This is a genomic window from Brevibacillus sp. RS1.1, from assembly GCF_013284365.1.
Lineage (GTDB): Bacteria > Bacillota > Bacilli > Brevibacillales > Brevibacillaceae > Brevibacillus > Brevibacillus brevis_D.
In genome coordinates, this window is sequence record NZ_JABSVA010000008.1 from 171464 (window position 1) to 185330 (window position 13867).

General features: G+C 48.5%; 11 protein-coding genes. 9 read left to right on the plus strand and 2 right to left on the minus strand.

The window, feature by feature from the left end; all coding sequences use genetic code 11:
- Positions 1-3: 3 nt before the first annotated feature.
- The 4 genes from HP570_RS22965 (at position 4) to HP570_RS22980 (ending at position 5515) form a co-directional block, all read left to right on the plus strand.
- Complete coding sequence (locus HP570_RS22965; protein WP_173627277.1) at positions 4-1803, plus strand: vWA domain-containing protein; 1800 nt, start codon at positions 4-6, stop codon at positions 1801-1803.
- Positions 1804-2020: 217 nt separating this feature from the next.
- Complete coding sequence (locus HP570_RS22970; RefSeq protein WP_173627278.1) at positions 2021-3262, plus strand: chromate transporter; 1242 nt, start codon at positions 2021-2023, stop codon at positions 3260-3262.
- A 358-nt stretch (positions 3263-3620) separates the two neighbouring features.
- The gene (locus tag HP570_RS22975; protein ID WP_173627279.1) at positions 3621-4220 is read left to right on the plus strand and encodes a TetR/AcrR family transcriptional regulator; all 600 of its coding nucleotides are present in this window, start codon (positions 3621-3623) and stop codon (positions 4218-4220) included.
- 65 nt (positions 4221-4285) lie between these two features.
- A complete protein-coding gene (locus HP570_RS22980; RefSeq protein WP_173627280.1) occupies positions 4286-5515 on the plus strand; it encodes an MFS transporter in 1230 nt (409 codons plus the stop codon).
- A 42-nt stretch (positions 5516-5557) separates the two neighbouring features.
- On the opposite strand, the gene HP570_RS22985 is transcribed toward HP570_RS22980, so the two are convergent.
- Entirely contained in the window at positions 5558-6736 is a 1179-nt protein-coding gene (locus tag HP570_RS22985) for an oxalate decarboxylase family bicupin (RefSeq protein WP_173627281.1), read from the minus strand.
- 177 nt (positions 6737-6913) lie between these two features.
- Between HP570_RS22985 and HP570_RS22990 the strand changes: the two genes are divergently transcribed.
- On the plus strand, positions 6914-7675 hold the full coding sequence (locus HP570_RS22990) for a DUF4241 domain-containing protein (RefSeq protein ID WP_173627282.1): 762 nt from the start codon (positions 6914-6916) through the stop codon (positions 7673-7675).
- Positions 7676-7744: 69 nt separating this feature from the next.
- Here HP570_RS22990 and HP570_RS22995 read toward each other — a convergent pair whose 3' ends face one another.
- Positions 7745-8308, minus strand: a complete 564-nt coding sequence (locus tag HP570_RS22995) for a hypothetical protein (protein WP_173627283.1) — start codon at positions 8306-8308, stop codon at positions 7745-7747.
- Positions 8309-8465: 157 nt separating this feature from the next.
- On the opposite strand from HP570_RS22995, the gene HP570_RS23000 reads away from it, so the two are divergent.
- The 4 genes from HP570_RS23000 (at position 8466) to HP570_RS23015 (ending at position 13356) form a co-directional block, all read left to right on the plus strand.
- Complete coding sequence (locus HP570_RS23000; RefSeq protein ID WP_173627284.1) at positions 8466-9053, plus strand: TetR/AcrR family transcriptional regulator; 588 nt, start codon at positions 8466-8468, stop codon at positions 9051-9053.
- A 193-nt stretch (positions 9054-9246) separates the two neighbouring features.
- A complete protein-coding gene (locus HP570_RS23005) occupies positions 9247-11529 on the plus strand; it encodes a DEAD/DEAH box helicase (protein ID WP_173627285.1) in 2283 nt (760 codons plus the stop codon).
- The gene (locus tag HP570_RS23010; RefSeq protein ID WP_173627286.1) at positions 11519-12895 is read left to right on the plus strand and encodes a ribonuclease H-like domain-containing protein; all 1377 of its coding nucleotides are present in this window, start codon (positions 11519-11521) and stop codon (positions 12893-12895) included. The genes HP570_RS23005 and HP570_RS23010 overlap by 11 nt, the downstream gene beginning before the upstream one ends.
- A 17-nt stretch (positions 12896-12912) precedes the next feature.
- A complete protein-coding gene (locus HP570_RS23015) occupies positions 12913-13356 on the plus strand; it encodes a hypothetical protein (RefSeq protein ID WP_173627287.1) in 444 nt (147 codons plus the stop codon).
- Positions 13357-13867 lie beyond the last annotated feature (511 nt).

Below are 13867 nucleotides of genomic sequence, written 5' to 3' on the forward strand. Positions count from 1 at the left end.
CCAATGGCCAGAGGAGTTCAAAACGACCCGGCGACGCAAAACTACGAACAGGCCGTCCATTTTTTGAGTCATCACCCGATGTTTGGTCCGCTTTCATCGCGAGCGCACTTTATACGTTCCGAGCGAAGTATTTGTCCGGATAACGGTTGGGTAGTCGTGACCCGGGAAGGCAGCTTGTATGCGCATCCGAAGCGCAGAGGGGAAGTCGGGGAATGGATTTATGTTCTCGCACATGCGCTGTTGCATTTAGGCTTCGGACATTTTGTGGAAAAAGAGCAGCCGATTTTGTGGAACATCGCTTGCGATTGTTATATAACGCGTTTTTTAAGAGACATGAAGCTGGGGAAGCCTCCTGCTGAAATGGCCTTTGAGCTGGATAAATCGGGAAAGAGCGAAGAAGAGCTGTATGACTGGTTCGTGGAGCATGGGGTGCCGGAGCATTTGAAGCTATTTGGAACGGGCGGGGAAAAACAGGCAGATATGCTTCTCGCGGATAAATATGCTCGGTACACCTACAACCGAGATGTGAAGTGGGAGCGTCTCTTGGGGATCGGGCTGGCGCAAGCGGTGCAAAGTGCTGTCAGCGTAGCGGGCGGCTATTCCGATGCTCTCGGGAATGAAGAGAACCAGCTGTCCGAGGCACAAAAGTCCAAACGCTGGTTCATCAATCATTATCCATTGCTGGCTTCCTTAGCGAGTCATTTCACGATTATCGAGGATTCACAGATCTGTCAGCGGCTACAAATCTCGGTGGCAGCCATAGATGTAACAGCCAACGAAATCTTCATCAATCCTGCGGCGGGTTTGGATGAAGAGGAATGCAAATTCGTGATGGCACACGAGCTCTTGCACGCAGGACTTCGCCACCATGAGCGCTGCCAAGGCCGCGACCCGTATTACTGGAATGTCAGCTGCGATTACGTGATCAATCAATGGCTGATGGAGCTCGGTGTCGGACGTTTTCCGCAAATTGGCGGACTGTACGACCCAGACCTGAAGGGACTTTCGGCAGAGGCCATCTATGATCGAATCGTGACGGACATGCGTACGTATCGCAAGCTCTACACTTTACGAGGAATCGGCATGGGCGATATTCTGGATGGCAACGATCCGCGTTTTTGGGAAAAAGGTCCGGGAACGACGCTGGATGACTTTTATCGCAGTGCGATGTCGCAAGGCTTGATTTACCACCAGGAGCGGGGACGAGGACTTTTGCCTGCGGGTTTGGTAGAAGAGATTCGCGCATTGGGGCAACCGCCGATACCATGGGATGTTCAGCTTGCCCGTTGGTTCGACGAGCATTTTCCGCCGTTGGAAAAGAGTCGCACGTATGCAAGGGCAAGCCGCAGACAGTCCTCTACACCCGACATTGCCCGTCCTGCCTGGAGCTTTCGGGAAACGGATCGGCTGGCACGCACGTTTGGCGTCGTGATCGATACATCCGGCTCGATGGATACCAAGCTGCTCGGAAAAGCATTGGGGGCAATCGCGAGCTACAGTGAAGCGCGAGATGTTCCGTATGCGCGCGTGGTCTTTTGTGATGCGCAGGCGTATGATGCGGGCTACCTTTCTCCCGAGGACATTGCAGGTCGCGTCAAAGTAAAAGGACGCGGAGGAACGATTCTGCAGCCGGGCATTGACATGCTGGAGAGAGCAACCGATTTTCCGAAGGACGGACCGATTTTGATCATTACCGATGGGGAATGTGATCGGATCAAAGTAACTCGTAGTCATGCCATCATGCTGCCGAAGGGGAGTAACCTGCCGTTCGTGGCGCGAGGACCGGTATTTCGGATGGAATAGCAGTGTTGAAGAAGGCTCCGTATCGATGCGGAGCCTTCTTCAACGTGTAGGAAAGTTTAAGTGCTTCACATTGCAACTTCGACTAGATTTAAACTTTTCGGAGCGCATAAAAACTTTCCGCTAAAACGCGGTCGCTCCCCCATGAATAGGCCGCGATAGGGGTTTTTTTACGATCTTTTTACAAGGAAAGGGTAGGAAAAGCGATAAAATAGCTTGTATGATGAAGCGGAAAGCAAAAGAGGTGTACAGCGAAGTGAAGAATAATCTTCGAGAAGAAGCAGGGCACCAAAAAAGTAGTTGGAAATCTGTGATGGAAGTTCTGCTCGTTTCTGCCAAGCTGGGTGTGACCTCATTCGGCGGTCCCATCGCGCATCTCGGTTATTTTCACAATGAATACATTCGACGTAGAAAATGGATGGATGAGCAAAGCTACGCTGACTTGGTTGCGCTTTGTCAGTTCCTCCCTGGCCCCGCAAGCAGCCAGGTGGGGATCGGAATTGGCATCATGCGAGCCGGATTGTGGGGAGGGGTTGCTGCATGGCTCGGTTTCACTTTGCCGTCAGTTTTGGCGCTCCTGATATTTGCGTTCACGTTACAGGGAGTGGACAGTGGCAGTGCTTCTTGGATTCACGGTCTAAAATTAGTAGCTGTCGCGATTGTCGCTCATGCCGTATGGGGGATGGGACAAAAGCTGGCCCCGGATCGAACACGGGTGACGATTGCGATCACCGCTGTTGCCATCACGTTGTTGTGGCATTCTGCATGGAGTCAGGTCACAGTCATGATTCTAGCGGGAATAGCAGGAATGATTTTCTTCCGGCAGCCAAAAGTTTCGGATTTCCCTGAATTTCGTGTGCCGATCAGTCGTGCACTAGCCATTGCGTGCTGGATCGTTTTCTTCGGACTTTTGCTTGTGCTGCCTATCCTCCGAGAGAGTACGGGCTTTTCCTTGCTAGCGCTGTTTGAGAGCTTTTACCGTGCAGGCTCACTTGTTTTTGGCGGAGGTCATGTCGTATTGCCTTTGCTGGAAAGGGAGGTAATCCAGACAGGTTGGGTAACGCAAGAAGCTTTTCTGACGGGCTACGGGGCTACACAAGCAGTACCGGGTCCATTGTTTACATTTGCCGCTTATTTGGGAGCATTGATTGCAGGTGGAGTCGGTGCGATAGTGGCTACTTTAGCCATTTTTCTACCGGCCTTTTTACTCGTCATCGGCGCATTGCCGTTTTGGAATGCCTTGAGGAGAAATTCCAAAATCCAGGGATTGCTGGTAGGTGTGAATGCAGCAGTCGTCGGTATTTTACTCGCAGCCTTGTACGATCCGATTTGGACAAGTACCATTCTTGCCCCGATAGATTTTATCGTAGCGGCTATTTTGTTTATCATGCTGGAGCACTGGAAGCTGCCGCCATGGCTCGTTGTGGTTACGGGGGCTTTGTACGGTCTATTGCTTTCTTAGATTGACACGTCTGACGAACCAATAAAGCTGGTGAGAAGAAAAAGCACAGAGCTCGTAGACCTTGACAACGCCTCCCCAGTCGGAACTTCCAAAAGAGGACCACGCTTGTCGAACACTTCTTCCTTGAGAAACTTCCGCCCGTAGGGTGGCTTTGACTCGACGGTCCCCTTTTGGAAGTGTAGACGGACAGTCAATCCCCCAGCTGGCGTGTCAGAGTCGAAGAGACCTGTGCTTTTTCTTCTCCTCCACTATGTTGACTCAAACCAAAATGCCCTTCAGGTTTGCCAAGTATGTTTGTAACGCTTATAATACTGAATGAAAGTTCAGTATTGTTGGATGGGAAGTTGGTGAAGTACCGTTGAATAAAAAGAAGCAGCAAACAGAGCAGACCAAGAAGAAAATAGCGGACGCGTCCAGAATCTTATTTATGCAAAAAGGCTACAAGGCCACATCAATAGAAGATATCGTGAAAGCTACTGGATACAGCGGCGGCAACATTTATTATCATTTCAAGAGCAAGGAAGGGCTGTTTTTACATCTGATTGAAGCTTGGAACAGCGAATGGGAAGAGCAGTGGCTGGCCAAGGAACAGCTCTATACGACCTCGATCGATAAATTGTATGGAATGGCTGAACATTTTGCGACCGATTTTATGAACCACCCGCTGACCAAGGCTGCTGATGAATTTTTCGACATGTTGGAGAAGCCTTCGGATGTGGAGGAGCGTATCAACAAAATGATCCAAGGCTATATTGACTTTAATCAACAGTTGCTCCAGAAGGGGATCGATAACGGCGAATTTGAAATGACGAATGTAACCGGAGTCGCCATTATCTTGGACAGTCTGATGTTTGGTTTAAATCAACACTCGCGCCGAATGGAACGAGAGGAAGCGCTGGAAACTTTTCGGTTAGCGATGGATGTGTTTTTATTTGGAATTGCCAAACCGTCCCGCTAGCTTTTTTTACGCGACTATCTAGAATGGATATTCAGTATTTAGGTAATGGATTGGAGGGATAGGAAATGGCTTTATTATTAAAAAATCAAGGAGCCTTATTGATTCTGATGTTCAATATTTTCCTTGTCTTTACGGGGATCGGGCTTGTTATACCGATTATGCCAAAGTACATGGAGAGTTTGGGAATTACCGGGGGGACTATCGGTCTGTTAGTTGCAGCCTTTTCGCTGACGCAGCTTCTTTTTTCCCCGATTGCCGGGCGATGGGCCGATTCGTTCGGAAGAAAAAAGATCATTGTGATCGGTTTGGTCGTATTTGCGATTTCAGAAGTGATGTTTGGAATAGCGAATTCTCCAGTCCTGCTGTTTGTTTCTAGGTTGTTAGGCGGGATTAGTGCCGCACTGATTATGCCGGCCGTAATGGCGTACTCAGCAGATATTACAACGAATGAAGAACGAGCCGCCGGTATGGGGTATATTACGGCAGCGATTACTACCGGTTTTATTATCGGTCCAGGGATTGGAGGATACATTGCGGAATTTGGTATTCGCGTCCCTTTTTATTCGGCAGGAATTGCGGGATTGATTGCTGCGTGCATCACGTTGTTGATCCTCAAAGAATCGAAACCTACGGAAGAATCATTAGCTGACTCTGCTTCAAGTGAAAAACAACGAAGCAGTCTTCTCTCCCAGTTAATGTACTCCTATCGAGAGCCTTATTTTTTCAGTTTGATCATTGTGTTTGTCATGTCTTTCGGACTGGCTAATTTTGAAACGATCTTTTCCTTGTTTGTCGACCACAAGTTTGGATTTGAGCCGAAAGATATCGCGTTTATCATTACATTTGGGTCAATAGCAGGCGCAGTTGTTCAGCTTACTGCCTTTAGCTGGATCATGAATCGCTTTGGCGAGAAAAGGGTCATTTCGATCTGTCTGCTCTTTGCTGGATTGTTTATTATCCTGACGCTTTTTGTTCACGGATTTTGGATGATTTTTGCCGTTACCTTTATCGTATTTCTGGCGATCGATATTTTGCGACCGGCCATCAGTACCCAAATGTCGATGCTTGCAAAGGATCAACAGGGGTATGTTGCTGGCCTTAACTCAGCCTTTACCAGTCTTGGCAATATTGCAGGTCCTATCGTAGCTGGCTTTTTATTCGATATCGATATCAACTATCCATACGGGCTAGCGTGTCTGATTTTGCTTATTTGTTTCGTCTTATCATTAGGAGTGAAAAACCGCAACCTGAAGGATGCTAAAACGGCTTCCAGTCAAGCATCCATTCAAGGATGAGGAAACACGGAGACCAGTCCATTGGGGCTGGCCTTTTTGTATTCACCGGACATAGCCATATCCAGGATATGTGACTACTGGCCATTTATCCTTGCGCAAGGCATCCAGTAATTCAGGACCTACACACAGGTTGGAAGCGACAAGTTCATGCGGGGTGAGTGCCATCCATTGATTCAGCGACACATCGACAAAGCGGTCGCTCTTGAACATTTCCAAAAACCACACTGTTTCCGTCCCGGTATTTTGAATATAATGCCCCGTCGCAAAAGGAACGTAACCGACGTCACCTGCTTGGTAGTCAAAGGTTCGAGCGTTGCCATTTCCAGTAAAAACGGTCATGCGTGCTTGGCCTGAAATGTAATATTGCCACTCGTCGTTATTGGGATGCCAATGCAGCTCTCTCATGGCACCGGGACGTAGCTCTACGAGTGCTGCCGCGATTGCTTTGGAGATCGGAAAGTTGCGTGAATCGACGATGCGCACACTGCCGCCAGGTGTGATCAGTGGGCGTTGCGCAAGTAGACGGTGGGTAAAGGGAAGGGGGACGGTTCCGTATGGGGATTCCACTTCATCTCCTTCTATGGAACCCGGAACCTCGTCTTGATAAATGTACACTTGCTCGCAAGGAATGTCGGCAAAGGCTGATTCAGGCACACCAAAATTCGCGGAAAGCACATCTGTTGGCGTATGAGCAAACCAATCGGAGATCGATAGCGTATTCAGATCGGAAAAATGCCCATCGTCAAAAACGAGCAAAAACTCGCAGCCTTCCTCAAGTCCCTGAATCGAGTGGGGGATGCCGGGAGGGAAATACCACAGATCGCCTTTGCCGATATCTGCGATAAAATTACGTCCGCGTTGGTCAACGGACGTAATTCGTGCACGACCGAGTAGCATGTAAGCCCATTCCGCCTGCTGATGCCAGTGCAGCTCGCGCACACCGCCCGGCGTCAGGCTCATGTTTACACCCGCAAGTGTAGTGGCGATTGGCAGCTCGCGAATGGTGACTTCCCGGGACCAACCACCATGATTTAACGTCATGAAGGCATCTGAAAAGGAAAATTTCAGATTGGGCAGCAAGCCCGCATCTGTGACGGGAGGAACGAGCATATTCGGATTTTGCCGATCACGCATGATATTCCGTGGGCCGAGATCGACCCATCCGGTCCCGTCTCTCCTCATCGGTTGAGGAATTTGATTCCCTTTGTCTGGCGGATTCATTCGGGGCAACCTCCTTCATCCTAGGAAAGGCATAGGTTTTGTCGTACTTCATCCACTAACCATGCCTATGCATCGACTTGCCCGTTATGCATCCAAGCCGTTCTATCGTTTCTATGGGTGATTCTGTATAATTTTAGGAGTGATTGACAAATTGACAATAGTAGGATGGGAATAAAGATGAATAAGATTCCAAACGAGCAATGGTTAGCACGATATGAGCAAAAAAAACAGATGTTAGAGCCCCAAGTTGATTTACACGCCTATTTCACATCAACGGAGATCAGTGGGAAACCAATCAATCTGCTTTCTTTGGGGGAAATTACGATCCCTACTGGAGACATCATCGTTCGTGATCCGCTTGCGTATCTGGAGAGAAATAGTGCCCCGTATTTTCGGAAAGTCCCTACAGGAACCTTCCCATTAACCGTTTGTGTGGTAACTGTCGAAGAAGATCACTACCGGTATGCAGCTGCTAAGGTGGAGTTCACAGATAAAACTCCCCAAAAATTTACGGAAGCCCTCCTCGGAGACGAGAATCTCGAAAATCTAGAGGAAGGTGAATATTTTGGCTTTAATGTAGATGCAGGCCTTGCTACTGTGGTAGATGTCAAAACGAGAGATGCTTATCTGGATTTTTATGATAGCTGGAAAAAAGAGAATCCAGACGGCAATATTTACGATGGATATTTTGCGGATGTTTTTGCACAAAGTTACAAAGACCATCCAAAATATCAGAGAAGCGCTGGAGATTATATCAATTGGAGGATACCGGGCACCGATTTATCGATTCCGATGATTCAGACGGGATTTGGAGACGGAGCCTATCCTGTCTATTTTGGGATAGATGAAAACGGGCAAATATGCCAGCTAGTGATTCAATTTATTTGCATTGAGCTTGCATTTGGTGAGGATGACAGTGAAGACGAGGATCATGCATAAATAAAGGAGCCCATGAGAGATTCTTGTAACATGAATCACTCATGGGCATTGTTTGGGCAGGAAGGCCTCTCACCAATCCTTTTTAGAAACGGTGCCTTGCTTATCTTTCTTTGGAAAAAGAAAATAGCTGGCTGTAAACAACAGATCAACCCCTAGAACAACAGTCCATAGCCGGAGAATTTGCCATAAAGCGGCAGTTCGTTCTGCATCATCGATAAAGTAGATGGTCCCCGCTAAGAGAGCCGCCCCAATTACATAGGAGAAGAGATGCCTAAACCAGCTTTTGGCGTAATATTTGGCATACTCCATGCCGTATAACTTGGGTTTAGGTGTACCTTGCTTCGTGACGTATTGCTGAAATTTTTCATCCGCCCATTGAATCATGCTTTTCCCAAACGCAAGCGATACCCCGATATAAACGGCAGCAAGCGCATGCGGAATCGTTGCGGTAGCTCCGCGATACAAATCCACGCTCGTGACGACGAGCAAAACCACATCAACAATAGGCGTCAGGGCGAGAAGAAAAAGCCCGGCCTTTTTTTGTTTGAGCACATACCTTGTGAAAAGGCCAAGTACAATGACCACCCAAAATGCGATTTCGCATGCGACAATCATCCATGCAACAAAATTCACTATACAAGTCCCCTTTTCGGAAGTTTCTTCTCCTGCATGAGGAGTTTTTTTATAATACATCTGTGCTAGCAAAAAGAATTTTACCATCGGTTCTTAAATAATACAACTGTATTGTTAAGGGTTGCTTGCCCTTTGCAAAGCTTGTTAAAATACAGCTATGCCAAAAATAATCGATCATGAGAAAAGAAGAGAACAAATAGCAGAAGCAACGTGGCGTGTCATTGTCGAGCAAGGAATGGAGGGGGCGACGGTAAGGGGCATTGCAAAAGAAGCAGGAATTTCATTAGGTGCTTTGCGACATTACTTCGCAACACAGGATGAACTGCTGATGTATGCTATGCAGCTCGTAAAAGAGAGGGCGACAGCTCGGATTGCTGAAATCGCCGCCAATGAAGAATGGGCACCAAAAGAGAGAGTCACGAAAATTTTTCTAGAGCTTCTCCCTACGAATCAAGAAAAGATGGTTGAAATGGAAGTGTGGTTTGCTTTTACGGTGTACTTCCGACACAAGAAAGAAGGCTTTGATGCACAGCACGATGGGATCTATGCCGGCGTACGCAAGCTGTTAGACTCCGCTGATCAAATGAATCTATTACGCAAAGAGCTAGACAAAGAGATGGAAACAGAGAAGCTCTATGCCGTCATTGACGGTCTGGCGCTGCATGCCTATCTCGAACCACAGCGTGTCGATGGGGAGCGGATTACGAAAGTGTTGGAGCATCATCTTGCATCCTTGTTTCATTAAAGGACGTAACACATGCAAATATTTTCATAAAAAAAGCAATCGGATCAAGGAGAGGTTGATCTGATTGCTTTTTTTGTCGGCACGTACATTGTGGGAATACTGCCTTAAACTCGACTTTAGCATATGTGGATCTTTATTCCATGTTTACATGCCGAACGTCCATTCGTAAAATGGTAGCAAGAAGGTGACGAAAATGAATGTGAAAAAAAATATCGCAGCCATATTGGATCACATAAAAACAGACGAACGATTTCGGGATAACATTGCGCATTGGAAGGTCATTCCTGCTCGTGAAGCAAAGTCCGTTCCATTTCCAAGTGAGCTGGACGGACGAATTCGAGATGCCCTAACGAATAGAGGCATTCCCTCCTTATACACGCATCAAGAAACGTCTTTTCGCCATGTACGCGAAGGTAAACACATCGTTGCGGTTACGCCCACGGCTTCCGGAAAAAGCATGTGCTATCATTTGCCGATCCTTCAGACGTTATCGGAAGACACACAAGCACGAGCTCTTTACTTGTTCCCCACCAAGGCTTTGGCGCAGGATCAAAAGTCCGAGCTGCACGAGCTGATTACGGAAATGGGACTCTCTATCAAATCAGAAACATATGATGGTGATACACCTGCAAATATCCGGCAGATGGTACGCAAGGCAGGAAATATCGTCATCACCAACCCAGACATGCTGCACTCCGCTATTTTGCCCCATCACACCAAGTGGGTGTCCTTTTTCGAGCATCTCAAATACATCGTTATTGACGAGCTGCATACATATCGCGGCGTTTTTGGCAGCCATGTCGCCAACGTCATTCGGAGGTTAAAGCGTATTTGCGCTTTTTATGGAAGCCACCCGCAATTTATTTGCACATCGGCGACCATCGCCAATCCGAAGCAATTGGCGGAAGCCCTGACAGAAGAAGAGGTGGAGCTGGTCAACAACAATGGTGCTCCGTCTGGCATCAAGCATTTCCTTTTCTACAACCCGCCCGTGGTTAACAAGCAGCTCAATATTAGACGCAGTGCCACATTAGAGGCGCGGGACATTACTGAGCAGTTTTTGACCAATGGTATTCAGACGATTCTGTTTGCGAGAAGCCGTGTACGTGTAGAGATTTTGCTCACGTATTTGCAGGAGCTGATTCGCCGCAAGCTTGGACCAAAAACGATCCAAGGGTATCGTGGCGGCTATTTGCCGAGCCAGCGCAGAGAGATCGAACGCGGCTTGCGCAATGGCGACATTATGGGTGTGGTCAGCACCAATGCCCTGGAGCTTGGGGTAGACATCGGACAACTTCAGGCATGTGTCATTACTGGCTATCCTGGCTCGGTCGCAAGCACATGGCAGCAGGCAGGACGGGCAGGAAGACGGCAGGGGGAATCCGTCGTCGTTATGGTCGGCAGCTCCACGCCATTGGATCAGTATGTGATCGCCAATCCGGAGTATTTTTTCGACCGCAGTCCGGAGACAGCGCGGATCAATCCCGATAACCTGATTATTTTGGTGGACCATCTTAAATGTGCCGCATACGAGCTACCGTTCCGTGAGGGAGATACTTTCGGACGTGCGGAAATCGTGGAAATTCTGGAGTTTTTGACCGAGGAGCAGGTGCTTCATTACTCGCGGGGCAAATGGTTCTGGATGAACGATTCATTCCCGGCCCACAACATCAGTCTGCGGTCAGCTTCGCAGGAAAATGTCGTGATCATCGACATCAGTGAACGGGGAAATGAGCGAGTCATCGGGGAAATGGACCGTTTCAGCTCCATGACGCTTTTGCATGACGAGGCCATTTACCTGCATCAGGGAACGCAATTCCAGGTGGAAAAGCTGGACTACGAGGAAAAGAAGGCGTATGTCCGGGAAGTGCAGGTCGATTATTACACGGACGCCAATCTGGCTGTTTCCCTGAAGGTTTTGGAGCAGGATCAGTCCCGTCGTCATGCGCAGAGCACGTTGGCTTATGGCGAGGTGGCTGTGAATGCGATGGCGACGATCTTTAAGAAAATCAAGTTCGAGACGCATGAAAACATTGGCTCGGGGCCGATTCATTTGCCGGAAGAGGAGCTGCATACAAATGCGGCGTGGATCGGCTTTTCCGAGGCGCTGCTCGGTGAGATCGGGACTGAGGATGTGGAGCGTGGCTTGGTCGGTTTGGCGCATGTGTTGCAGCACGTAGCTCCGCTGTTTGTCATGTGCGACCCGATGGACCTGCACGTGATACCGCAACGAAAGGCTGTTCATTCTCAGGAGCCGACGATTTTTCTGTACGACCGTTATCCGGGAGGCATCGGCTTGAGCGAGCAAGTGTATAAGGAAATGGAGACGATTTTGACGCAGGCAGAGCGGATGATTGTCTCTTGCCCGTGTGAGTCAGGTTGTCCATCTTGTGTGGGAGCGACAGATGACGGCAGCAAGCGGCTAGCCATGACCTTGCTGCGAATCGCCCAAGGGGGAAGTACTTATGTCTCTTAAATCCAAGCTGCAACGGATGAAGGGACATCTCTCGCTGGAAACGGACAAAGCGATAGCACCAGCAGTCGAACCGGAAACGTCCATTCGCAAGAAAGAGTCAGAGGAAGAGGCGAGGGCGGCTGTACCAGCGGACAGCAATGCCGAGCCACAGATACCTTTTGCCGACAAGTGGAAGGAAATGCAGGCATCGCCCTACATCTGGGATGACGAGTACGTCATGATTCGCGAGGTTCGCTATCCGATCGATCAGCAGCATGGTGCTTACGCTTTTTCCGAGCTGCATGAGGCGATCCGTATGTGGGAAGCGGCTGGTCGAGAGCATCCGCTGTCCGCTGCGGGCAGGAAGCCAGAAGACTTACTGTTTTTCGATACGGAGACGACAGGGCTGTCAGGCGGGGCAGGCAATGCGATTTTTCTTTTGGGGTACAGTCGTTTCGAAGGGGAGCACGTTGTGGTGCGCCAGCATTTTCTCCCCGGCCCGCATGCAGAGGTGACCTTGTACCAATCGTTTTTGGAGCAAGCGCAGAAGTCCTCGCATCTGGTAACCTTTAACGGAAAGTCCTTTGACTGGCCGCAGGTGCGGACGAGGCATACACTGGTGCGCGATCAAGTGCCTGCTTTGCCTACCTTTGGTCATTTTGACCTTTTGCACGGGGCGAGGAGACTGTGGAGGGCGGAGCTGGAATCGTGCCGATTGGGAATCATCGAGCAGGAAAAGCTGGATGTATTTCGCGAGGATGATTTGCCCGGTTATTTGGCCCCGGTGCGGTATTTCGACTTTTTGCATGCCCAAGACCCTGATGTCATCGAAGGCGTGCTACGGCATAACGAGACGGACGTCCTGTCTCTGATCACGATGTACATTCATATGACACGGCTATTGGTAGGGCAAGGGAGTGCAACGGTATCCTTCGAGGAAAGCTACGAAATTGCCAGATGGTACGACGCGCTTGGAGATCAGGAAGCCGCTATGGAAGGCTATCGCCTCGTCGCAGACAGTGAGCATGCGTGGAGTAACCGGGCCAAGCTCGCCATCGGTCATTTGTACAAAAAGCAAAAGGATTGGCACAAAGCCCTAACCGTATGGGAGTCGTGCATTCAGTCCACCGGATATGTCCCGGAAGAGGTGTATATTGAGGCTGCCAAGCTGTATGAACACCAGCTGAAGGATTGGGAGAAGGCTTTGCATTATACGAAGCAAGCGTATGAGCAGTGGAAGAAGCGCGGGAGTCTGTTGCGAAACAGGTCCAAGGCCGACGCAGAGGCGTATCAAAAGCGAATCGATCGGTTGGAAGGGAAGCTTCGCGGAAACGAAGCGGAAGAAGAGAGCCTGTTGTCCGGATTTTTGGATTGGGCGGATGAGTAACCATCTGGGGGATTGGGATGAGGCACATTGTCTTGTTTTTGATCGTATTTCTACTTCGAGGTGGTTGCTCCGCTAATGATGACTGGGTGCATACGTTTACGGGGGAGAGCGATAATTGGATTGTGGTCATGGAGATCAGGCCAATTGAGAGTGAACACACGACAGTTGCCTACCCATTTTATTTGACAAAGAAAATGATGAATCAAGTAACGAAGCTGTATGCCGAAGCCGATTTAGTCAACGGGAGTAGGGCTAGCAACCTCAATCAAATTGATCTGGAAGAGATCAATGAAAAGCAGCAGCTACTGCTTTTTCAGGAGTACCCGAATCTCCTCTCACCCGATTTTCCTGGCAAAGATACGCCGAAAGAGCAGCTCGAATACTACTTCTCAGATTTGAAAATGAATCTAAAATGGACAGACGAACGGGGAGAGCATCAAGAACAAATCATGCTGAAATGAAAAACAGCTCCCTGATGAAACAAGGGAGGATGAAAAATGCACGCACACTTCTTTTTTTCTTAGTAGTCTCTACGTTTTTACTGGGGATATCGTTCGGTCAGGAATAACGGAAGACATAGTCAGTTTATATGAGTTAGTAGATCATGTAACCAAAACTGCTAAATCAGAACAACTGAAAAACTGGGTCGAACGTTCTAAGCACCTGATCAAGCACCCAAAAGAATATGATTACGACTATTGGGGGCTAGGGTCCAAGTACGTCTATTAACGAGGTTACACAATCACAATGGATAGTTGCGAATATCTGTTGTGATTATTTATTTTTCCTAATCCTCCACACGTGCTCTTATTTCCAGTTATTACATTTGATGAACTAAATAGATCATGTTATATTAGAAATCCGCCTTTCAAAAAGAGCGGAACAAACTGAAACACCTAAAAAATACCTGTTGACTCAAAATGATGATGCATGGTATATTGTGAATCTAGCGCTTTTGAAGTGCTAGTGAAA